General features: G+C 69.9%; 16 protein-coding genes and 3 pseudogenes. 9 read left to right on the top strand and 10 right to left on the bottom strand.

Annotated features, from left to right (window positions below):
• Nucleotides 1–13: 13 nt before the first annotated feature.
• Together JK361_RS38670 and JK361_RS38665 are read right to left on the bottom strand one after the other, a co-directional pair.
• The gene (locus JK361_RS38670) at nt 14–415 is read right to left on the bottom strand and encodes a DUF6233 domain-containing protein (RefSeq protein ID WP_201827448.1); all 402 of its coding nucleotides are present in this window, start codon (nt 413–415) and stop codon (nt 14–16) included.
• Nucleotides 416–1,539: 1,124 nt separating this feature from the next.
• Nucleotides 1,540–2,220, bottom strand: coding sequence for a class I SAM-dependent methyltransferase (locus tag JK361_RS38665; protein ID WP_201827446.1), 681 nt, complete (start codon nt 2,218–2,220; stop codon nt 1,540–1,542).
• 171 nt (nt 2,221–2,391) lie between these two features.
• On the opposite strand from JK361_RS38665, the gene JK361_RS38660 reads away from it, so the two are divergent.
• A complete protein-coding gene (locus JK361_RS38660) occupies nt 2,392–2,616 on the top strand; it encodes a hypothetical protein (RefSeq protein WP_201827444.1) in 225 nt (74 codons plus the stop codon).
• Between the two features lie 373 nt (nt 2,617–2,989).
• Here the strand turns inward: JK361_RS38660 and JK361_RS38655 are convergent, their stop codons facing one another.
• Both JK361_RS38655 and JK361_RS38650 read right to left on the bottom strand, forming a co-directional pair.
• Nucleotides 2,990–3,478, bottom strand: a complete 489-nt coding sequence (locus tag JK361_RS38655; protein WP_201827442.1) for an RICIN domain-containing protein — start codon at nt 3,476–3,478, stop codon at nt 2,990–2,992.
• 80 nt (nt 3,479–3,558) lie between these two features.
• Nucleotides 3,559–3,804 carry a hypothetical protein gene (locus JK361_RS38650; protein WP_201827440.1) on the bottom strand — a complete coding sequence of 82 codons (246 nt, stop codon included), beginning with the start codon at nt 3,802–3,804 and terminating at the stop codon, nt 3,559–3,561.
• Nucleotides 3,805–4,001: 197 nt separating this feature from the next.
• On the opposite strand from JK361_RS38650, the gene JK361_RS38645 reads away from it, so the two are divergent.
• Complete coding sequence (locus JK361_RS38645) at nt 4,002–4,442, top strand: MarR family winged helix-turn-helix transcriptional regulator (protein ID WP_201827438.1); 441 nt, start codon at nt 4,002–4,004, stop codon at nt 4,440–4,442.
• Here JK361_RS38645 and JK361_RS38640 read toward each other — a convergent pair.
• Nucleotides 4,429–4,656, bottom strand: coding sequence for a hypothetical protein (locus JK361_RS38640; protein ID WP_201827436.1), 228 nt, complete (start codon nt 4,654–4,656; stop codon nt 4,429–4,431). The genes JK361_RS38645 and JK361_RS38640 overlap by 14 nt on opposite strands.
• 202 nt (nt 4,657–4,858) lie before the next feature.
• On the opposite strand from JK361_RS38640, the gene JK361_RS38635 reads away from it, so the two are divergent.
• Both JK361_RS38635 and JK361_RS38630 read left to right on the top strand, forming a co-directional pair.
• Nucleotides 4,859–6,145 carry an asparagine synthase-related protein gene (locus tag JK361_RS38635; protein WP_201827434.1) on the top strand — a complete coding sequence of 429 codons (1,287 nt, stop codon included), beginning with the start codon at nt 4,859–4,861 and terminating at the stop codon, nt 6,143–6,145.
• Nucleotides 6,138–6,821 (top strand): 2'-5' RNA ligase family protein, encoded by a 684-nt coding sequence (locus JK361_RS38630; RefSeq protein ID WP_236054565.1) that lies wholly within the window; start codon nt 6,138–6,140, stop codon nt 6,819–6,821. The genes JK361_RS38635 and JK361_RS38630 overlap by 8 nt, the downstream gene beginning before the upstream one ends.
• A 229-nt stretch (nt 6,822–7,050) precedes the next feature.
• On the opposite strand, the pseudogene JK361_RS42790 reads toward JK361_RS38630, so the two are convergent.
• Nucleotides 7,051–7,217, bottom strand: a pseudogene (locus tag JK361_RS42790) (GNAT family N-acetyltransferase); the annotation flags it as partial.
• 436 nt (nt 7,218–7,653) lie between these two features.
• On the opposite strand from JK361_RS42790, the gene JK361_RS38625 reads away from it, so the two are divergent.
• Nucleotides 7,654–8,931, top strand: a complete 1,278-nt coding sequence (locus JK361_RS38625) for an alpha/beta hydrolase family protein (RefSeq protein ID WP_201827432.1) — start codon at nt 7,654–7,656, stop codon at nt 8,929–8,931.
• Between the two features lie 353 nt (nt 8,932–9,284).
• On the opposite strand, the pseudogene JK361_RS38620 reads toward JK361_RS38625, so the two are convergent.
• Nucleotides 9,285–9,428: pseudogene (locus tag JK361_RS38620) on the bottom strand (Hsp20/alpha crystallin family protein); the annotation flags it as partial.
• Nucleotides 9,429–10,078: 650 nt separating this feature from the next.
• Here JK361_RS38620 and JK361_RS38615 point away from each other — a divergent pair.
• The gene (locus JK361_RS38615) at nt 10,079–12,175 is read left to right on the top strand and encodes a SpoIIE family protein phosphatase (protein WP_201827430.1); all 2,097 of its coding nucleotides are present in this window, start codon (nt 10,079–10,081) and stop codon (nt 12,173–12,175) included.
• A gap of 159 nt (nt 12,176–12,334) precedes the next feature.
• Here JK361_RS38615 and JK361_RS38610 read toward each other — a convergent pair whose 3' ends face one another.
• Complete coding sequence (locus JK361_RS38610) at nt 12,335–12,550, bottom strand: hypothetical protein (RefSeq protein ID WP_201827428.1); 216 nt, start codon at nt 12,548–12,550, stop codon at nt 12,335–12,337.
• Nucleotides 12,551–12,691: 141 nt separating this feature from the next.
• Between JK361_RS38610 and JK361_RS38605 the strand changes: the two genes are divergently transcribed.
• Nucleotides 12,692–14,020, top strand: a complete 1,329-nt coding sequence (locus tag JK361_RS38605) for an AAA family ATPase (protein WP_307787443.1) — start codon at nt 12,692–12,694, stop codon at nt 14,018–14,020.
• 3 nt (nt 14,021–14,023) lie between these two features.
• Nucleotides 14,024–17,824: a hypothetical protein gene (locus tag JK361_RS38600; protein WP_201827426.1), complete on the top strand. Its 3,801-nt coding sequence runs from the start codon at nt 14,024–14,026 to the stop codon at nt 17,822–17,824.
• Nucleotides 17,825–18,866: 1,042 nt separating this feature from the next.
• Here the strand turns inward: JK361_RS38600 and JK361_RS38595 are convergent.
• Both JK361_RS38595 and JK361_RS38590 read right to left on the bottom strand, forming a co-directional pair.
• Nucleotides 18,867–19,518, bottom strand: a pseudogene (locus JK361_RS38595) (MFS transporter); the annotation flags it as partial.
• A 255-nt stretch (nt 19,519–19,773) separates the two neighbouring features.
• Entirely contained in the window at nt 19,774–21,357 is a 1,584-nt protein-coding gene (locus tag JK361_RS38590; RefSeq protein WP_201827424.1) for a multicopper oxidase family protein, read from the bottom strand.
• Nucleotides 21,358–21,594: 237 nt separating this feature from the next.
• Between JK361_RS38590 and JK361_RS42290 the strand changes: the two genes are divergently transcribed.
• A complete protein-coding gene (locus JK361_RS42290) occupies nt 21,595–21,717 on the top strand; it encodes a hypothetical protein (protein WP_262418918.1) in 123 nt (40 codons plus the stop codon).
• Nucleotides 21,718–22,112 lie beyond the last annotated feature (395 nt).

Raw genomic sequence — 22,112 nt, 5'->3', positions numbered from 1 at the left:
GGGCCCGCCCGGGCTACAGCTGAGGAGACCGTCTCTGCACGGAGGTCCCCACTGCCGTGCCGGGCTGGCAGAACTCACACGCGGTGAAGACCGCCCGGTCGCCGGTGAGCACCTGACGGGCGTCGTCGGGGCTGATGGGGTTGGCGTCGCGCTGGATCACGGTGCAGTCGGCGCGGTGAACTGTGGCGCCCCGGGTATGCCCGGCGTGCAGCCGCTTCTTCACCACGAATCCATCCGCCGCCTCCCGCGCGGGTGCTTGAGGGGCCGACCGTGGCTGCGGCGGCAGCCGCCGAGCGTCGGGTGCCTCCCACTCAACCGCAGACAGCGCCCGGCGGACTGCCCTGGTCTGCAGGCGCAGGTAGATCGCCACGGTCTCGGCGATCCCCTGATCGAGAAACGCCAGGATCGCCCGCAAGCATGGCGGTTCAGACGGAGATCGTTCACACGTTTCTATGATGGGCGGCGTGCCCAGCACCCCCGACGAGCATGACCCCTTGCAACGAAGGCTGAGCGATTCTCAATGAAGGCTGGTGACCGGCGTTCCCCACCGATGGTTAAGCGCGCTGGCCAGAGCGTTGCGCCGAGCGGCGGGAGAGGGGGCGGCGTGTCTCACGCCGATCGCGTCCGAAGAAGTGGTGTAGCGGTACGCGGTCCGCAAGAGCCCTCGGCGGTTGATCAGCCCTGTTGGTAGAAGGACTTGCTGAAGGTGTGCGCGCTCGACGTCGCAATGACCCTCCCCACCAGGTGCAGAGCAGGCTGCCGCACAGGGCAAGGAGTACCGTTTCACGCTCCTGAGCATGGGCGCTCACCATTCGGCGTAAGGAGTGGCGCGAGGGTTGGCCCGAGAGGGCTCTCGGGTACACCGGGGAAGTCACGGATCGTCCGCGAGCGTGCCGAGTATCCCCGATGAGTCGGAGGTCTCCATGGCATCGCGAATCGCAGAGAACCGATCCCCACGTCCTTTCCTCGAACTGCACTGGGGTGGGGTACACCTGGTTGTCGAGCGTGTGCCGTACCAGCTACTAGCCCTGATCAGCGGCGCAACCAGCGCATTGGCGGAGCCATCTGGTTTGGCCGGCGATGACAGCCACGCGGGCACCCAGGCGCAAGCCGCTACACCAATGGGCAGGACACGATCAGACTCGCGCTGCGTGTCGGCTCGCCCGTCAGTACGCCTACAGTGGGCTAAACAGGCTTCTGACCTGCGGCGTATCCGCGCTCAATGTTCAGTGAGAATGCTCGACCTTCACTGCGAAAGGTCAGAGCAGCCTGACCTGTGACAGTGAACCTTGACCGTTTGCCATCGAAGGTCAACCGCTGCTCAGTTCGTGCCAACAAAGGTTGACCGCCCATGTCCATGTGCTCGACCTTCGGAGCGGGGCAGGGCGCTGAGGCGGACTCATCGGCACCCGAGCCGGAACGACTGCGCGGTTTCGAAGGTAGCGAGAACACCCTTGATCCATGAGAGGCCGCAGCCCGTTTTCGGTGGCTCGGTCATCCAGTCTGCCCAGATGCCAGGGCTGCTGTGAGCGGAGGGGCTCAGCGCAGCCGTCGCGCACGCAGCACCAGGTCGTCGGTATGGTGCGCGCCGGCGCCGCCGTCGGGTGCCAGGCGTGGTCGCTGCTCGTTCACCTCCACCTTCCAGTCGTCGGTGAGCAGGGCGGCGACCATCGAGGGCCAGACGTAGTCAGCCGGGTCGAAGCCGCTGTCGTGCGCGTGCTGGGTGTCCATCCCCGCGTGGTGTACGAGCAGCAGCACGCCGCCGGGCGCGACGGCCGCGAGCAGCGCTCGCTCGGCTGCGGCGTCGGGGGTGCGCAGCAGGGCGGGATACTGAGCGGAGACCAGGTCGAAGGAGGCCGGCGGGAGCGCCGCTTCCGTCAGCGCGGCGTGTACCCAGCGAACGGTGACGCCTGCGTCCCGCGCGTGCCCGGCCGCCCGCTCCAGCGCCACGCCCGAGACCTCGAGCGCGGTCACGTCCCAGCCGCCGCGCGCGAGCCAGACGGCGTCCGCGCCCTCGCCGCAGCCGACGTCGAGCACCCGCCCGGGCATGAGCCCGGCGACCTCGGCCACGAGCCCACCGTTGGGCTGGCCGCTCCACAACTGTTGTCGGTCGGCGTATCGGTTGTCCCACTCCGCCCGCACCGCGGGGTCTCCGACGTATCCGTCGGCGGGCAAGGAAGTGTCAGATGCGGGCGATCCCTCTGTGATGTTGTCGGTCATGGGCCCAACGTCGCCCATCGTGGCCCGGTCACGCCACTCCTGTTGCCGCTTCGGCAAAACGGCGTCCAAGGGGCGAGGAACAGCCGGGCGTAGTCCCACTGGACCGGCCGCGGCATCCTTGACCTGCGCAGTCAGTCTCCGATGGCACGAACCGTCGTCAATCATTCTTCGGTGGCAATCGGGCAAGGTTCGCTGTCAAAGGTCACAGCCCGGCCGCTACCACTGCTGCTCACCTCTCTCGGTCAGCCCGTCCGGCACGGTTCGTGGAACAAGGAGAGCGTCGCCCGCGGAAAGCTCTCCCGCTGGGTCGGCGAGTACGGCACCATGCCCGCCGGGCGCATCACCCCGCCCGACGAAGCGACCGGCACGGTGATGCAGGTCTGGCCGCAGGAATAGCGTCCCGGTCCGGGACGAGCGCCCCGGCTCTTTGCACCAAGCCGTCCGGCGTGCCGGCGCGGCGGCCCCGCCGACGCGCAGCAGACACCCAGAGCGCCCTATCCCTCGCCCGGCCGGCCACTGCCCCAGCCCCTGCCCTTCCTCATGGATCGGGCCGCCCGGCCGGCCCACTGGAAGCGGAGGGTCGGTGTGTCCAGGGGGAAACCCGGGTGTTCGGTGACTTGGTGCGGAACCAATGGGGTGAGGCAACCCACTACACGAGCATGACGAGGTCGTCGTCGCGCTCCTCGGCAGCGAAGAAGCGGTCCGGATGGGTGGGCGGTTTGGGTGAGGCGGTGTGTGTAGCTCCAGTCACGCCCTGCCCGAATGCGGCTCAGTAGTTGAGAGAGATCCACTGCTGAAAGTTACCCGCGTTGTAATCGTGGGTGTACACCTTTCGGTCCGCGTTGCTGTCCAGGACCTTATTGGTCGCATTGTTGGTGAAGATATAGCCGTGGTCCAGTTTCCCAGAGACCCAGGTTTGGTTATTCCCCCTCGTGCAAGCATGCGTGTAGACCGCGTTCCACACGTTGCTCTCCAGGCACAGTCCCGTAGCGTAGTTCTGCAGCTCGAAGAACCTGTAGTCCTCAACTGCGCCCGTGAGGGAGACCTTCCACCTCTGGAAGTTGTTCACCCCACTGCTACAGGGCCGTGTGTAGACGTCTCCAGCGGCGTTGCTGTCCAGGCAGTAGCCGGTGGCCACGTTCTTCCAGCCACGCAGGACATGTGAAGAAGCCGCCGTGGCGTCCCCTGCTATGGCCGCCTGCTGTGTCACGGCGGCAAGCGTCACCAAGAGGACGGTCAGCCATCTCTTGTTGTGCATGTCTTCTCCTTTTCGCTGTGCGGACCTTCGGGACGACGTGGTGTCGTGACTGACTCCGTGGTGTCGTGACTGACTCCCCCTCAGGTCGGTCGGATCCGTCCCCGAGGCCGGGCGCGGACCCCGAGCAGTCGGGCCGCTGTCAGCAGGGCTGCGGCGAACAGCAGGGGGCCGATCGTCTGGGGGGCCTGCTCATGGATAGCGCCGATCACTGCGTCGACGATCTGGACCGCGCCGTTCAGCGCGAGCAGCAGGCCGAGGGAATGCCAGGCGCGTACGGCCAGCAGCCAGACCAGTCCACCGAGCAAGACGATGCTGCGGGCCGCCATGTAGGCGGCGTACGTCCTGGGCGCAGCCTCGCCGCCCCCAGCCACCAGGCCGCCTGGGTCAACCAGGCTGGATACGGTGAAGTAGCCGGACGAGACCACAGTGAGGAGCGCAACGAGCCCGCCGAACCGACGGACATTTACTGAGGGAGCCATATCATTCGGTGACCGAATCATATGGCTACGCTAACATTGAAGATGTGGCAGCGGAAGAGTCTTTGACCGACACGGTCGGTTTCTTGCTGGGTAAGCTGGGCCAACAGGTGAACGTGCGGTTCGCGGATCGGCTGGCCCCCCTCGGGCTGCGCCCCCGGCACTGCGCCGTCCTGGAACTCCTGTCCGGCGGGCCCCTGGCACAGCTGGAACTGGCCAAGGCCATCGGCGTGACCGCCAGCGTGGTCGTCGACATGCTCGACGAGCTTGAGCAACTCGATGCCATACGACGGGTACGCGATACCGCGGACCGTCGGCGTCAGCTCATCGAACTGACGCCGACCGGCCGCGAGCTGCGACATCAGACGCTCTCACTGGCGCGGCAGAACGACGAGGAACTGCTGGCGGCGATCAGTCCCGCCGAAGCAGCGGCCCTGCGCCACACCCTTGGCCGGATCGCCGCCGCGACGGGCCTCATCGCGAAGTGACGCACCAGGCAAGCGACGACATCACCGTCGGATCCGCAGGCCGGGCCGCCCACTCACCGTCCACCGCCGGGCAAACCACCCCCAACGACACCGCAAGCCCGGAGTCGCAGGCCAGTTCCTGTGCCCAGCGCACCGTGGTGACGGCCAGCCACTCCGCCGCCGCGACGGCCGCCGTCTGGGCGGCGGGCAGCAGGCCGGCGGCGAGGACGGTCACCGTGAGGGCTGTCGTCTCCAGGGTCCCGCTGGTGCGGGTGTCCCGGTGGACCGGGTGAGCGAGTTCGTGCTCCAGGACGAGCAGTGCTCAGGGACTTGTGGATCGGTTCCGGGAGGGCACGTGAAGGGCGTGCCCTCCCGAATGATCCTTTGAAGGTCTCCGAGTAGGCGCGCGTTGCAGCGCGGGTCGGGAAGGCACGCCTGTGCTCAGCGTAGTCACCGAGGAGTGCTCCACCCAAGCCGGCTCCTTGATCGACGAGATCGTCCGCGAGGGCGCCCGGCGTCGCCGCCAGCAGGCCACTGCTTGCGGTATCCCGCTCGGCCCCCGCGAGACGGACGCGCACTTCGTACTGCGGGCGTTCGCCAAGATCGGCCCGTCCTGCCTCGACGGCCTGGACGGCATGTTCGCCCTCGCCGTCTATGACCCGCGCGTCGGCAGGCTGTTCCTCGCGCGCGACCGGCTCGGCGAGAAGCCGCTCTACTGGCGCCTGGACGGCGGCCGGCTCGCGTTCGCCTCCGAGGCCACCACGCTGACCGGCTACGGCCCCGCCCCGCTGGTGCTGCGGCCCGAGGTCCTCGCCATCGAGACGCCGGTCGGCGTCGACACCCCCTTCCAGGGCATCCAGCTGCTGGCCCACGCGACCTTGCTGACCTTCGACATCGCCACAGGTTCGCTCGACCAGCACACCTACTGGAATCTGGCCGGCCGGCAGCCCTTCGAGGGCACCTATGCCGAGGCCCTGGCAAAGTTCTCCGTGGTCCTGGCCGAGCAGGTCCCGCTGCGGGCCCCGGCCTGCGACTTCGCTCTCTTACTTTCCGGCGGGCTGGACTCGTCGGTGCTTGCCTACCTGCTGCGGCCGTCGGTCTGCGTCACCGTTCGCTACCCCGGCCAGGACCGGCTCGACGAATCGCAGATCGCCACGAGGATCGCGGCCGACATCGGCGCCGAGCTGGTGGTGGTCGAGCCGGACCCGATCGACTTCACCATGGTCCTGCCGCACATGATGTCCGCGCTGGACTACCCGATGGGCAACGCGTCCACGTTCTCCGAGTACATGGCCTACCGGAAGATCGCCGACCTCGGTCTGAAGGTCGCGGTCGGTGGGCTCGGCCCGGACGAGTTCCTGATGGGCTACATCCGTCATTCCCTGGTCCTGTTCGGCCCGGATGCCGTGCTGGACGCCGGGATGGACGCCTACCGGCCGCTGGCCGCGAAACTGATGCACGCCGCTGGCGAGGACCTCGCCCCTGCCGATGCGGTCACCCGGCTCGTCCTGCGCGGCCATGACCCCGACGGGCGGATCCGCGACCTGATCGCCATCGCGATGGGCACGGTCGACGGGGATCTGGCCCGCGGTCTCACCCTCGCGGACCTCGCGACGGCCTGGAGGCCGCTGGTGATGACAAGCGACAAGCTCGCATCTCGACGATCCGGACACGATCGTCGAACACGACTGGCACGCCTTCCAGGACATCGAACACATGGGTGATCACTGGGACCGGCCCGGATGGACCGACGGGAAGCGCACGTACTACTGGATGCTGACCTTCTCCAGAGCGACCGAACTCCTGGGCCTGGCAGAGCACTGCCAGAAGGCCCTGCACCACCTGGGGATGGACCCCGTCCCGAGTGACGGGCTGCATGTGACGATGCTGCGAGTCGGCCCCACGGACCCGGTGTCCATGGACCAGGTCCAGCAGCTTCTCGCCCTGGCGCAGGACCTGCCCTCTCGAGCGTTTCGCCTCCTCGCCCATCCGCTGGCGGGCTCACGCGGCGCCATCCGGTTCAGCCTCACGCCCTGGCGCCCCGTGATCCACCTCCACGCCGCCCTCACCGATGCCGACGAACGGGTCGGCATTCCCGGAGGCAGGCCGACGAGCGCCTTCCGTCCGCATCTGGGGATCGCCTACAACAACCGGGCCCGGCCGGCTGCGCCCGTCGTTGACGCGGTAGAGCAGCTCCGCTCACGGCCGCCCGCCGTCCTTGACGTGACAACGGTGGAGCTGGTGGAACTGCGCCGTCAGGCAGGGCGTACCGGTGGCGGACCGTGCACTCGGTCCCCCTGCGCCCTGGAGTTCCCTCCCAGCTCAGCATCCCGAGCAGGTGATCACCGGCCTACCGACGGCCGGCCGCGTCGTCCCGTCCCTCCGCCGTGGGCTGCCTGAGCTCCCTCTCGATGGTCCTAGGTACGGGCTGGCTGAGGCACTCGTCGCCGCGGCTGGTGTTCTACGTCAGCCCGGGTCTGGGCAAATGCCGTGTCGATCACCTCAAGCTCGGTAGTCGTGAGCGCGGGGCCGGACAGGCAGCCGAAGCTCTCCTCCAGCTGAGCCGTGCTGGTGAAGCCGACGACAGCGGCGCAGTGGTCGGCTCTCTGCAGACAGAAGAGAGCGCCTACAGCTCCGCCGGCATCGCCTCGGCGAGCCGGTCGAAGGCGGCGTCCTGCCAGGCGTCGATACTGACGAACAAGCGTCTGTCGGGCCGGTGCTCCGCATGCCCGCGGCCGACCACCAGGTCGTCATCCGGCGCATGCCATTGCCCTCCGCGACGCGCGTGATCGTCACCGCGTTCTCGCTCACGCCGGATGAGAAAGGCTTTGTGTCATCGGCGTCTCCTCCAGGAGAGCCTCGTTCTCAGGCGCTCCTGGCGACACCGAACGTCAGCCGCCGGACGGTGACGGGTTGAGGGAGCACCCACGGGTAACTGTGTTCACGGGGCTCACCTCCCTACGACGACTTCACGGTCCACCGCGGGAGTAGCAGCGGGGCGCCACGTCGCTCAATTCATTTCCTCTGAACTCACGATGCGAAAGTTTCAACCTGAAAGCCAGGGCGAATGCCAAGGCCGTCGAAGGCGCTCAGCACCCGCACCAGGACGCCCAGTTCCGTTGCCTCCACCCGGGGATGCCGCTTGGAGACGACGCCGGGTCCGCCATGCGGCGGAGGCGACCGGGTCCGCGGAACGATGTGGGGCCCCGGGGACCTTCGTAGCGTCGGAGCCATGGAATCGAAGCCCAGCAAACCCGCCCGACGTCGGGTCGTCGCCGCCCTCGGCCTCTCCGTGCTGACTCCCGTGGTGGGGAGCGCGACGGCGCGTGCGAGCACGGCTCCCCGGACCGGCGGCGCGCCGCGCGGTGGCCGTATGCCGCTGACCATGACCCTCCCGGTGCCGACGGGCCGGTGCCCCGTCGGCACCACGGCGATGCACCTGGTGGACGCCTCCCGCCGTGACCCCTGGGTCCCCGGCCGCCACCGCGAGCTGATGGTCAGCCTCTGGTACCCGGCCAGGCCGGCTCCCGGGTGCAGCGTTGCACGGCAGTTGCCTCCCGGGACGGCCGCGCGATGGGGCGCCCTGGCGGCGGCCGAGTTCGGCATGCCGCCCACCGGGGTCGACTGGACGATCACCCGTACGCATTCGGTGACCGGCGCGCCCGCGTGGCGGCAGCGCGGTGGCCTGCCGGTGGTGCTGTACTCGCCGGGCAAGAACGTGCCGCGCGGCTTCGGCACGGTCCTCGCGGAGGAACTCGCGAGCCACGGCTACGTGGTGGCCGCCGTGGACCACACCTACGAGACGCTCGCCGTGGAATTCCCGGGCGGTCGGCTCGTGGAGGATTTGCCCGAGACGGAGCCGCACGACATGGACGGCATGCGCAGGCTGATGGGCGCGCGAGTCGCCGACGTTCGGTTCGTGCTCGACCGGCTGGAGGCGCTGAACACCGGCGGCCAGCCGGACGCCAGGCGGCAGCCGCTGCCGGCAGGGCTCTGGCGGGGGCTGGACCTCTCCGCCGTCGGTGTGTTCGGCCACTCCCTGGGCGGCGCCACCGCAGCCCAGGTGATGCACGACGACCGGCGTGTGGCCGCGGCGGCCGACCTGGATGGCGGGGTGGGCACCGCCGACGACCCGGTGGGCTCGGTCGTCGTGGACGGCCTCGACCATCCTTTCCTGTTGATGAACAGTGCCATCGGCAACAGCCGCGACGCCGCCCTGGCCTCGCTCTGGCGGCATCTGCGCGGCTGGCACCGCAACATCCAGCTACCCTCGGCCGGCCACTATTCCTACACCGATCTCCAGGCACAGTTCCCGCAGGTGGCCGCGGCGGGCATGATGCCCGCGAGCGAGGTCACCAAGACCGTAGGCACTGTCGACTCGGCCCGGTCCCTGCACATACAGCGCACGTACCTCGGCGCGTTCTTCGACCTCCACCTGCGGCACATGCCCGACCACGGCCTCCTCGACGGTCCGTCACCGCACTACCCGGAAGCGGTGTTCATCGACTGAGACCGGCTGTCACGCCCTGGCCTATGTTGAGACCGGCTGCTCACGCCCTGACCTACGTGGTGAGTCAGAACTCTCGGCCCGTCCTGCGGCCATGCCCTGCGCCAACGCTGTACCGACCGGACGCGCAGGTCCTCGCCGATCAGGTGGGCGCCCGGCGGGGCGAGCGCCACGCGGGCCGCGCCTCCTGCCGACGGGCGTTTTCGCCGCGTTCCATCACCTGGCCGACGGACGCCTGCCGGCACAGGGGGCGCGTCGGCCGCGATCGTTCATCAATCCCGTGGGGCGGAGGACGGAGTGAGGGGGGAGATGGAGGTGCCACGTCCTCCGCCGCTGTTCGGCCGGCCTCTTCCGGCTCAGCCGGAGATCTCCCTGCGGTCGGATCCCCCATCGAGGGCGATCTTGCATGGCTTGGCGCGTCCGGCGATCGGGATGCGCAGGGTGAGCACACCTGCCTCGTGGTCCGCAAGGATGTGCTCGGTGTCGAGGGCGTCGGCGAGCCCGCCCTGGAGCCTGGAAAGCGTGTCGACGACCGGTACGTCGGCAGGGCCATGCGAGCGCAACACCCCGCCCCAACCGCAGGTCGGCCCGATCAGCACCCAATCGCCAGCCATGAGGCACGACCAGGCGCGCCAGAGCTGACTCGCTCAGGAGCGGGGTTCAGAAGCAAGCCCCCCCCCGTGTACGCCCCCCGTGTTCGCCCTCCGGGCTGGGGTGCGGAGGACGTAGGCATAGCGCCCGGCAGCCGCCGGGGGAACCTCGAAATAGGCTTCAGGCAGGCCAGAGGCACGACCGCGAACCGTCGCGCCCATGGCTTCACCCGCACCCACACCCACACCAGGACGCGACGCCCGCCGCAGAGCGCTCGACCGCATCGGCGCCGCCCCCTCCGTCGGGCGCTGAGGCTGGACGGTCTGCCCGCTATGACCGGACACCGCCTGCCGACGCCACTGTCAACCCGTTTCGGTGCGGACTCGTCAGGGCGACCCGAAGCAGGCAAGCCGCACTCCCCGGGTGGGTGCGGACGACTCGGCACTGGGGTGTCCGCCCTGGCTCAGGCGGGCACTCGTCCGACTGGAGGAGCATGGAGGGGAAGTCCTGAAGCGGCGTGACCCCGAAGTGGGCATCGCCGAGAAGGGAGCCTTCCACGATGAGCGCACATCAGCCGCCCACGGACCAGGAGCAAGGCCACCAGTCGGGTCCTTCACCGCCGGGAGGGCTTCTCGACCTGCTCAACGTGGCCGCTGTCGTAGTCGACACGCAAGGGCGGATCCTCTTCTGGAGCCCACAGGCCGAAGAGATCTTCGGCTACACCGCCGACGAGGCCCTCGGCCGGTACGCAGCCCGGCTGATGGTCAACGAGGAACACCGGGAACTCGTCCTGAAGCTGTTCGCCGAGGTGATGGGCACCGGGGCGAGCTGGGCCGGCGCGTTCCCGATCCGGTGCAAGGACGGCAGCACGCGCCAGGTGGAATTCCGCAACATGCGGCTGCTGGACGAGCGCGGCGATGTCTACGCCCTCGGTATCGCCGCCGACCAAAGCACGCTGAAGCGTCTGGAGACCGACCTGGCCCTGTCGCAGCGGCTGGTGTCCCAGGCGCCCATCGGTGTGGCCCTGCTGGACTCGGATCTGCGCTACCTGCTGGTCAACCCCGCCCTGGAACGCATCAACGGCATCCCCGCCGCCGACCACATAGGACTGCACCCGCACGACATCCTGCCGTTCCTCGACGTGGCAACCATCGAGTCCGCGCTGCGCCAGGTGCTGCTCACCGGCACGCCGCTGATCGACCAGTACACCGTGGGCCGCACCCCGGCGGACCCCGATCACGATCACGCCTGGTCGGTGTCGTACTACCGGATCGAAGGCGCCGCCGGACAGGTGATCGGGGTGGCGAACTCGGTGATCGACGTCACCGAACGGCACCGGGCGACGACGGAGGCGGACCGGGCCCGACGCCGACTGGCCGTGATCGCCGATGCCTCCGCTCGCGTCGGCACCGCCCTGGAGGTGGAGACGACCGCCCGCGAGCTGGTCGAGGTCGCCGTGCCCGAGCTGGCAGACATCGCGGCGGTCGACGTCCTCGACCACGTCCTGGCCTTCCGCCGTGCCGCCCCGGGCGAGCCGATGGGGCCGGAGCTGTTCCGCGCGCTCGCCGTGGCTGCTGCCCACCCCTCATTGGCCACCGGCGCCCTCAAGGTCGGAGACCTCGCCGCTTACAGCGCCGACCGGCTGATCACCCGCTGCGTCCACACCGGGCAGCCCGTCGTGGTGGCCCACGCCAGCGGCCAGGATCTGCAGCACATCGCCCGCGACACCGCCAGCGCGGCCGCCTTCGCGGAAGCCGGCGTGCACTCCTACCTCGCGGTGCCGCTGGTCGCCCGCAACGAGGTCCTGGGCGCCTTCGACCTGCTGCGGGCCTACAACCCCAGACCGTTCGACGACGACGACGTGATCCTCGCCGTGGAGCTGGCCACCCGCGCCGCCGTCGCCATCGACAACGCCCGCTGGCACCAGAGCGTGCGCAACACCGCCGAGACCCTTCAGCGCAGCCTCCTGCCCGGCCGGCCGCCTTCTCTCACGGGTCTTGACGTCGCCTCCCTCTACCAGCCCGCCCAGGCATCCAGTGAGGTGGGCGGCGACTGGTACGACATAATCGCCCTGGACGGCGACAAGACGGCCCTGGTCGTCGGCGACGTGATGGGCAACGGCATCGACGCCGCCGCCACCATGGGCCGGCTGCGCACCGCCACCTGCGCCTTCGCCGACCTCGATCTGGCCGCCCACGACGTGCTCCACCATCTCGACAAGATCACCCGCGGGCTGGAGCACTACATCGCCACCTGCGTTTACGCCGTCTACGATCCGTACGACCACCGGTGCCTGGTCGCCAACGCCGGACACCTCCCACCCGTCCTCATCACCACCAGCCGGCCCCCGCGACTGCTCGACCTGCCCACCGGCGTGCCCCTCGGCGTGGGCGGCGTCCCGTTCCACACCACAGCCTTCGACCTGAATCCCGGCGACCGGCTCGTGCTGTACACCGACGGCCTCGTCGAAACCCGCCACCACCCCATCGACGAGCGCCTGACCATACTCCTGAAGGCTTTCGAAGGACCGCAGCAGGCCCTGGACGAGACCTGCCGACGGCTCGTGGACGCCCTCCGGCACCCCGATGACCACGACGACGTCGCACTCCTGATCGCACAAGCCACACCTTTCCCGAACGACCGACACGCCGCCTGACCCGTGGCCCCGGTTGCGAACAGACCGGTCGCCCCGGGGGCCGGTGGTGGACCGGTGGGGGCGGTGATCCGGCCGGACCGGGGCGGGCTCTCGGCGGCATCGCGGCGCCCCGTGGACGCCGCGTGCTGCGTCGTCGGCATGCGACCTGTCGGCGGTCGGTCACTTCCAAGTGGCCACCCCCAGCGCGATGACGCTGCAGAACACGGTGAGGGTGGCCCCGAACGTCGTGCCCGCGCGGAGCAGGGCGCCGGGGAGGGAAGCGCCGTCCCAGCGGGCGAGGAGCCCGGCGACGACCGCGGCCAGGAATGCGAGGAGGCCCGCGGTGAGGATCACGACAAGTAGAGTGAGGGCGTACACGGACGGCGACACGGGCATGGGTCTTACTCCGTTCTCCGATGGGCTGTTGAGAGCTGGCGCCCGAGAACGAAGGTGCCGCGGGGCCCGTACGCCGGCGTTCAGGCGGACGAATCCGTACCCGCTCGCTCATCGGCAGGACTGATCGCCTAGGAGGCCCCGGTGCGGTTCCTGGAGGACATCCCACACGGCGACGCCGCGCTGGCCGAGCTCCAGAAGCGATTACGGGACCGGCGGGACGAGCGCGGTGTGAAGATGATCGCCCTGGAGCGGCTGACGGGCCTGGGGCACACCACCGTCAGCAAGGCACTGAACGGACCGAACCTCCCCACCAGGGCCACCGTGATGGGGCTGGCGAAAGCCCTGCGGCTGGATCCCGGCCCGCTGCTGGACCTGTGGGAGCAGGCGGCGGAAGCCGGCCACCGGAAAGTTCAGGAGGAGCCCGCGACGAGGGATTTCTTCCGTGATCTCATCGAGAAGCACACGCAGTTGTTCGCGGGACGGCAGGGCGAGAACGTACGGATCATGGAGTTCATCCGCGCCCGTGCCTCCGGCTACGTCTTCGTGGAGGCTCTCTCGGGGTACGGGAAGACCTCCCTGCTCGCGGACCTCGTCAGGCAGAACCCGGAGTTCCGCTACCACTTCATCAGCCAGGCGTACCGGCGCAGAGGCGGCGGATTCGACCCCACCAGCCCCGAGGACGTGCTGGAGTGTCTCTGTGAGCAGTTGGACCCCGGCCACGTGCGGGGCGCAGGGCTGAAGAGCCTGGAGAGGCAGTTCCGCGACCTCATGACCCGGCCCCCCAGGACACCGACGGTCGTCGTACTGGACGCCGTTGACGAACTGGACCCGCCGGACCAGCTCCGTACCCTGCTGCCGCGCCGGCTGCCGCCCGGGCTGGTGCTCGTACTGTCGGGGCGGGCCCAGGGCGATCGCTCCTGCCTCGACGACATCGCGCTGTCCTCGACGGACGTGGACCTGCACCTGCGCCTGGAAGGGCTGGACGAGGCGGCGCTCGTGGAACTGCTCCGCATGGCGGGCGGTGCCGCCACGGGACTCGACGAGGACGCCGACTTCGTCGCCGAGATGCACCGGGTCACCGCCGGCGACCCGTTCTACGTGCGCTTCCTGGCGGAGGACGCCGCCGCCGGCGTACTCACACGGGACAACGTCGAGCACGCCCCCACCGGTCTGGAGGCATACCTGGACCAGCAGTTGGAGCAGCTCAACCGCAGCGCCCACCGGACCGAGCACGTCGAGATCCTGGGGTTCCTTCTGGAAGCCGGAACCCTCTCCGCGATGGACCTGTACAACCTGGTCGAAGGCTTGACCTGGCTGAACTTCGACACCATCATCCGGGAGATCCACCGCTTCCTGCTCGTTCACCGGCGCACCGCGCCCGGCCTGGCCCCCGGCAGGGCCGCCGAGGAATACAGCTTCTGCCACGACCGGTTCCGGCAGTACTTCCGCAGCCGGGCCGGGATCGGATAAGGGATGCCGTCGATACGCGACGATGTCAATGCCCTGCTGTCCAGCGGTTGGGCGCGCGCCGGGCTTTCGGCCCTGGTGCGAAACTGGCGCGAGTGCCCCACGCCCTACACCATCGAGAACGCCATCCGGCTGGCCGTGGAGAAGGGGCGGGGCGACGACCTCCACGACACCATCCTGGACGAGGAGTTCCGGAACCTGCGGCGGCACATGTTCGGTGTCGATGCACTGCGGGCCGATCTGCACCTCGCGCGCACCTACAACCTGACCCGTCGGCCTGATCTGCTCAGGTACGTACAGGTACTCCTCGTGGAGCAGCGTCCTTTCGGTACCCCCGAGAGTGTGCTCGCGCAGCAGCAGCACTGCCATGAGCTGGCCGAGTTCCTCCAGATCGACCGGCTCCCGCACGAGCGGCTCGACATCGGCCTGCACGGGGTCCTGATGCGCTTCTTCCCCGACACCTCCGGCACCGCCTTGCGACTGGCCGGTTACGAGCTCGGTGACTGGAGGTGCTCCTGCGGCCGGCTGACCGGCCTCGCCCGGCGCTACGACCACGCCTGCCCCTGCACGGCCGTATCGGGGCACGGCAGGATCACCGAGGCGATACCCCGCTGCCCGGACCCCACCTGCGCCGGCCCCGTCGACTACGCCGTCTGTCCCGCCTGCCGGACCAGGGTGACCCTGGCCAACCTCTGGCGGGTGCGCCGAGGCGGGGCCGGTCCCGACGACTTCCTGATACCCCTCACTCTCGACCTCGTCACCGAAGACCAGGGGACGGTCGAACGCGCACGCCACCTGCTCATGCACCTGCCGCTCCCCGTCGGCCTCCGGGAACGGCACGGAGAGATCGCCTTCGACGCACCCACCGTCTTCTGGACGAGCGCGAAGTCGGAGCCGTGGCCCCGCCGGTCCAACGGCGACCGTTTCCTCGGCCTCAAGGACACCCTCCGCTACGACGGCCGGACCCAGCTCCGCCCCATCCTCGAAGCCCTGCTGCGACGCACCCTGCTGGGATACCGCAAGGGGTACGCCCGCTTCACCGACGAACTGCTCCAGGACGTGCTCGCCGGGCCGCCCGGGCAGACGCGTCCCGTCAGACGGCGGCCCCTGACGGGCACCGAATACCGGAGCAGTACCTCCTACACACACGGCTTCTGGGACCGGCTGCAACGCGTGACCGTCCGCGATCTCGAACTCGGCGACCTGGTGAGCCGTGGCGCGGTGTCCGCGCAGTGCACCGTCGTCGCCTCGCCGAGACTTCGGGGAACGGCGGCCCTGGTCAACGAGCGCCTGGCAGATCCGCACGCGCTCACGGTCCCGACCCTGGTCCAGCTGGACACGACGTTGCCCGACGACGCCTTCCTCACCCCCGGACCACCGACTGTGGGCGGCACGGATGCGTCGACCCTCGACAAGTGCGGCCTGATCGCCCCGGGCCGGCCGGTGCGGCCCGGGCAGCTTCTGGTGGGGGCTGCCTCACCCGTGGCCGGCGAGACGACGCGGCGCACGCCCGAGGAGCGCCTGTTGTACTTCCTCTTCGGTGACCGGGCGCTGCGGGACAGGTCACTGGCGATGTCGGGACGACTGCCCGGGCACGTGCTGGAGCAGCGGATCACCGGTGCCCTGGCCACCGACGCGATCCCGGCGGCCCCCGGCCGCAAACTGCGGGGCGGCGGGTCCGGGACGCACATCACGGTCACCGTCGCCGTCGACCAGCCGGTGCAGCACGGAGACAGGTTGGACGACGGATCCGGGGCCTCTGTCGTCGTCTGCGGTCTCGCCGGCGGGCCATCGCTCAGGCGTCTGGCGGGCAGCGCCGAAGAACCGGACCTGATCGTGGCACCCGACCATCCCTGGGCTCCGCCAGCGGGCGAGGCCGGCCGGACGGTCCGGGTCCGGCTCGCCGCGCATGGCCTGGCCGGGTCCGACACCGGAGCCCGGTCCGCGGGCGGCTACTCCCTGGTCCTGCATCGGCCGCTGTGGAGGAGGAGCGGCGACGGTGCCCAGCTGATCGAACCGGAGGAGTTCCGCCGGCTCATCGAGTGCGGAGCACGCCATCTGGCCCTGGAGATCTACGGATCACGCGGTGACTGCCCGGGCTGGCGGAAGAACCTGCGCACCTCGCTGGAGTCCCGCGGCGAAGCGGCCGTCCCGCCCGCCCGCCGACCGGCCGGCCTGTACGACGCACCGCCCCATGCCATCCGCCGGTTCGACCTGACACTGCGCGCCGCTCGCATCGAGCCACGGCTGCAAGCAGACCGGATCGGGCTGCGGCTGATGACCGACGCCGACGTGGTGCGTCTGTCGCACGGCGTGGTGGTGAGCGACGTCTTCTTCGACGCACGGACCGGACGTCCGTGGCCGGGTGGGCTCTTCTGTGAGCGGATCTTCGGCCCGGACGGCCCGGACGGCCTGGAAGACTGCGTCTGTGGCAAACCGCTCGTCTCCTGGGGCGCCGACGACGCGTGTGATGCGTGCGGACGCCCCCTGGCCATGCTCCGCGCGCGAGGCCACCGGTTCGGCCACATCGAACTACCCGTGCCGGTGGTCCACAGCTGGTGCCTCAGCGGCACGGCCGGCGCGCTGCTCGCCCGCTCCCTGCAGCTGACCGGTCGGGAGCTGCGGCAACTCGCCGACTGCGAGCTCGTCCTGATCACGGACCCCGGCCCCACGGCACTGCGCACCGGTCAGCTCCTGAACGCCGAGGACTGGATGTCCACCGTCGACCGCGCCCGGACCACTGCCGTGACGGGCGGTCAAGCCGTCGGCATCCTGCTCCGCCGCGCCGGCACGTCCGTCCCGGCCGGCCTGTCCCCGGACACCGTTCTCATGCAGCGGCTGCCCGTCCTCCCGCCGGACCTTCGACCCCACGTCGTCCGCGCCGATGGGGGCCCGACCTTCCGGAGCGACCTCAACTCCTCCTACAGCGCAGTGCTTTCCAGCGCCGCTTCGCTCCGGCGCCTGGACGACATGGGGGCGCCCCCGCAGGTGCTCATGGGCGCCCGCCGCCTCCTCCAGCGCAAGGTCGGCACGCTGCTGGACAACGGCGGTCAGCCGGAACCGACGAAGGAGGGCAACGGCAGAAAGCTCATCGGTCTCGCGGATTCCCTCAAGGCCCGCCCGGATTCCACGGGTTCGCTGAGAGACGACTACCTCCGTCGGCCCGTGGACTACAGTGCCCGGGCCCGGCTGGTGATCGCCAGGCTGCCGGACCCGGCCGAGGACGATGCCGGTCCCGCCACGGGCACCGTCCTCCTGGGCCGCGATCTGGTCCTGCGTCTCGTGGAGCCGTTGCTGGTGCATGCTCTGACCTCCAGCGGCGTAGTCGCGCATCCGTGGGGCGCGCGCCCGTTGATCGAGAACCGTGCCGAGGACGCCATGCGGCTGCTCGACTCGGTCTGCGAACACGCCTGGGTCCTGGTCGCCTTCCCGCACGGGCCCTGGCGCCTGGTGGCTCTCCGTCTCCGGGCGGCCGGCATACCCGCCCTCCAGGTCCAGCCCGGGCTGCTGGACCTCGTCGGCTGGCAGAACCTGGGCGAACCGGTCCGGATCTTCAGTGTGCTGACCGAAGAGGCGGTCCGGGAGGCGACCGATCTGCTGACGGTCGACGCGCTGCGCCGGCGGCCGGCGGCCCCAGGCCCGCCCCACCGCGCTCCGGGGGGCACGCTCTTCGATCTGCCCTGCGACGCGCTTGCCGCCGGCCTCGCCGACGGGGCGCTCAGCACCGGCTCGTTGCCGCTGAGCCAGGACGACGGTCTGCTCCTGTGCGACCCGGAATGGCCCGGACGCCCCTTCACGGCCGGCTGAGCGCGAGAGGCCCACGAGCGTGTGCCGACGACGACACCGATGGCGAGGTTGTGGGTGGCAGCCTCCGGAGGCACCGTGAGGTCAAAGGACTCGAGCGGCAACTGATCAGGCACATTCTGGGCCTGGTGCCGGCCGTCCTCACCACCGCCGCGAACGTGCACGACACCACCGGTGGCAAGCTCCTACTCAACGCCTTGGCCGCAGCCCATCCCAGTGTGTCCAAGGTCCGGGCCGACGGCGCAGACCAGCGTCAACGGATGCCATCGGCAACGGCATGAAGAGACGCCCCTGACGCGGCAAAGGGCTGACAGTGCGCCAGGGGCCGATGTCGATACTTCTGGCCGAACCGGACGGGACGCAACGGCGCACCATATGCATTCCGGGGGTGGGTGTGGGCTCCGGCGCACCCACATATCCCCATCGCTGTCCCTTTGCCCAGCCGAACACCACAAGCGCCAGTCCGGGCGGATCGGTCGGAGACCGGTCCGGCGATGGCCTGGTGGGTCTCGGCGTAGGTTTCGCGGCGTCCGGCGCATCGCTGCAAGGGCCGCCGCTGCTTGTATTCGGCGTTGGTGTGCTCGACGCAGATCCGTCGGGAGGACTGGCGGCGGCGTTGCTCACGCCAGGCATGGCGCTCGCCCAGCGGCGCGCCGCATCCGCAGCCTGCGCACCACGTAACCGTGCCCCAGCAAACCCTCGCTGGGGCACGGCGTGTCCGACAGTGGCCTCCCTGCTGGGCCCGCCACCGGGCAGCGTCGCCGATGTGGTCCCCGATCTCCCTGGGCGCACTGCTCTGCCGGATCCCGCCGGCACACGGCAGCGCAGAGGCCGCGCTCCCCCGCGCTCTGGGCCTGGTGCCGTGGGGGGGGAACGCCGGCCATCACCGTCTCCGCGCCCTGGCTGACCGCTGTTCCGGCACCGAATCCGCTCCTCCGACTCCCCCACCCCGCCGTCACTTCCTCGCCCACGTTCTCACCGGTGCGCCACCTATCGCGGTCGTGTCTTCCTCGGCCTTGCTCGCAGCCGGCCTCGGCAGCAGGCGTCACAACAACTCGGGTGCACTCTCCTGGGCGGGTTCGTTGGATGCCGGGTGATCCGGACCGCCGGCCGGGGCGGCGGCATGCAGCGCCGCTTCGACCCGGCGGTTGCTGGTCATGGATGCCGTGACGGCCGTCATCGCCAGGAGGAGGACGGCGGCGTAGAGCGGGGTGCGTACGTCGTAGGTGGTGGCCGGCCGCCGAGGAAGGCCCCGATGGGGGCGGCGCACACGGCCGGCATACGGGAGGTGGAGGCGACACGGCCCATGAGGTGGGCCGGGACGATCGCCTGCCGGAGGGAGGAGGCGATGCCCGCACCGAGCAGACCGCCGGTGGCCTCCGCCGTGCGGGCCGAAGCCGTAGGTGTCGATGCCGAGGCGGTCGTGCGCGAAGAGGGCGAGGACGCTCTCCACGGCGAGGCAGGCGATGTTCCCGACCGCCGGGCGGAGCGCGAGCCCGAGCAGCAAACGGTCCCGGAAGATGTACGAGGCCCCGGCCCGCGCCTGCCGGAGCAGCGACTCGCGGATCTGCGGCACAGGCCGGGGCAGGGCGGGCCGCGACCGTACGAGCAGTGCGCAGAGCAGGAACGACACCGCGTCGGCGAGCAGCGAAACCGTCCGAGCGCGAACAGCCGGCCCCGCTTGCCGGCGGGCCGGCAAGGCTTCCGTCGTTCCAGACGGATGGGCCGGAAGCCGATTCCTTCCGGGTCACCACGCCGGCACCTGCGGCCGGGGATGACGCCTACCGGGCTGCAGTTGTCCGGTGGTGGCCTTCACCGTGGTGTCGTCCAACGACGCCCTGCTCTGACTGCACTGACACACTGAAGAGGCTGCCACAGCGTCATCCGGCCCTGGTCCGTCACAAACGGCGTCCTCCGGGCGGGGGCGGCGTTCGTGACGGACCAGGGTCAGGTCATCTCAGGTAGCCGAGGATCGTCATCATGCCGCTCTCCGAGTGGTACTGGTTGTGGCAGTGGAGCATCCACAGGCCCGGGTTGTCGGCGTCGAAGTCGACGACCAGCTTGCGGTGGGGCAGGACCAGCGCGGTGTCCTTGCGCGTGCCGACGCCGTCGATGCCGGTGAGCGCGAAGGTGTGGCCGTGCAGATGGAGCGGGTGCCACATGTCGGTGGCGTTGACGAGGGTGAGCCGTACCCGTTCGCCGGCGCGTACGGGGTGGCGCTTTCGCGGATCGTAGGGCTGGTGGTCGAAGCCCCAGTCGTATTTCCGCATGCCGCCGGTGAGGGTGAGGCGCATCTCGCGGTCCGGTTCGCGGTCGTCCAGTTCCACGGATTCGTCCGGTGCGAGGCGGCGTGCGGGCACGACCCGTCGGTCCAGTTCGTCCGGGCGGACGCTTCGTCCGGGAAGAGCTCTTCCTTTGTCGGTGCGCAGCACGGCGAGGGCTTGGCCCTTCTTGCCCTCGGCGAGCGCGACGAGGGGGAAGACGCCGTCCTTGACGGTGACCAGGACGTCGTACCGTTCGGCCATGCCGACGAGGAGAGCGTCGGTCTGGGTGTGCTCCACGGGATAGCCGTCGGCGTGCGTGACGGTCATGGTGTGGCCGCCCAGTGCCACCCGGAAGGCGGTGTCGGAGCCCGCGTTGATGAGGCGCAGCCGGACGCGGTCGCCGGGGCGGCATCGCAGCGACTGGGGGTTGCTCGGCGAGCGGCCGTTGGCGAGGTAGTAGGGGTAGGCCACGTTGCCGCCCTCGCTATTGAGCATGCGGCTGTAGGAGTGGTGCAGCACCCGGGAGGGGCCGGCCGGGGTGTTTCGGGGGCCCCTGGTCATGCCTCCGTGGGTCATGGAGGTGCCTGTGCCGGGCTGGAGTTGGTCAAGCACCTGGTCGGGGGTGGAGCCGTGCACGCCGTCCAGCCAGTCGTCCAGGAGGATGACCCATTCCTTGTCGTAGGAGAGGGGTTCCCTGGGGTCGTCGACGATGAGCGGGGCGTACAGGGCGCGGTCGGGCTGGAGCCCGACGTGGGAGTGGAGGAGGTAGGTACCGGGGTGGGAGACGGTGAAGCGGTAGGTGAAGTCGGCGCCCGGGCGGATGGCGTTCTGTGTCACGTCGGGGACACCGTCCATGTCGCAGCGCAGCTGCACTCCGTGGGCGTGGAGCGTGGTGGCGGCCGGCAGGTGGTTGGCGAGGGTGAGGTTCAGGACGTCACCCGCGGTGACGCGCACCACCGGGCCGGGCAGCGTCTCGTTGTAGGCCCAGCTCCGGACGACTCGCCCGCCGAGGTCCAGCATGGTCTCGGCGGCGGTGAACCTGAACCTGCGCATCGGGCCGACGCCGCGTCTCCGTTCGGCGGCGAGGACCTCCGGACCCGACGGGTCGACATATTGCCCGGCCCCTGGCGGGGCGAAGCCGGCCTCGCTGAGCCGGTTCTCCTCGGGACCTTGGTGTGGTCGAGGAGCGAAGTCGGGACGGACAGGCAGGAGTCCGACGCCCGCGACGGCGAGCGGGGCACGAAGCAGGGTACGCCGCGAAGGTGTGTGCATGGCTGCAATAAGACATTGTTTGCAGGGTTTTAAGTGGAAATGTGGGGTTGTACGTCGGTGGTGTCGGCCTGCAATGCGCCAGTCGGGGGTGTCTCCTGCTGGCTGGTCTCAGGGTCCGTTGCCGCCCAAGCCGTGCGCTGCGGTCCCATCACCCCCCGCGGAGAGGGTGAGATTGGCCGGATCGCGGCGTCCGGCGCACGCCTCACCATCGCCACGAACCCGTTCACGCTCCCGAAGATGGAGCAGATCGTGCAGCGGCTCGGCGGGGTCGTCATCGAACGCATCTCACTGCCGGACACCTTCGTCCCCGACGGACTCGGCTACCAGGTCCTGGTCGTCGTACTCCCGGTCAAGTTCTGAGGCGGCCCGCTCCAGGTGTTCAGGAAGCCACGTGCCGGATCGGCGCCGTTGCGGTCGGAGGCCGGCTCTGTACCGCCGGGCGGCAGACCTTGGGCAGGCCTTGGCCGCGGCGGCACGTTCGGCTTGTCTACGGGCGTCCGGCGCGTTGCCGGGCGGCCTGGAGACCGTGGCGTTCGGTGGAGGCGCCGTCCCCGCGTGACGGCAGAGAGGCGTAGCCGTCGGTCGCGATCTGGTCGATCCGGGCGCTGTACCGGTTTACTGCCGCCTTGAATGCTTCCGGTGGTGGCAGGAGGTCTTCGGCTGCGCGCAGGGAACGCAACGAACTCCGGCGCTCCGCACCTCCGCACCTCCGCACCTCCGCACCTCCGCACCTCCGCACCTCCGCACCTCCGCAC

It is taken from the genome of Streptomyces musisoli, assembly GCF_016741855.1.
Taxonomy (GTDB): domain Bacteria; phylum Actinomycetota; class Actinomycetes; order Streptomycetales; family Streptomycetaceae; genus Streptomyces; species Streptomyces musisoli.
Note: the sequence above shows the minus strand (reverse complement) of the source record. Positions and strands in the feature narration are given on the sequence as shown.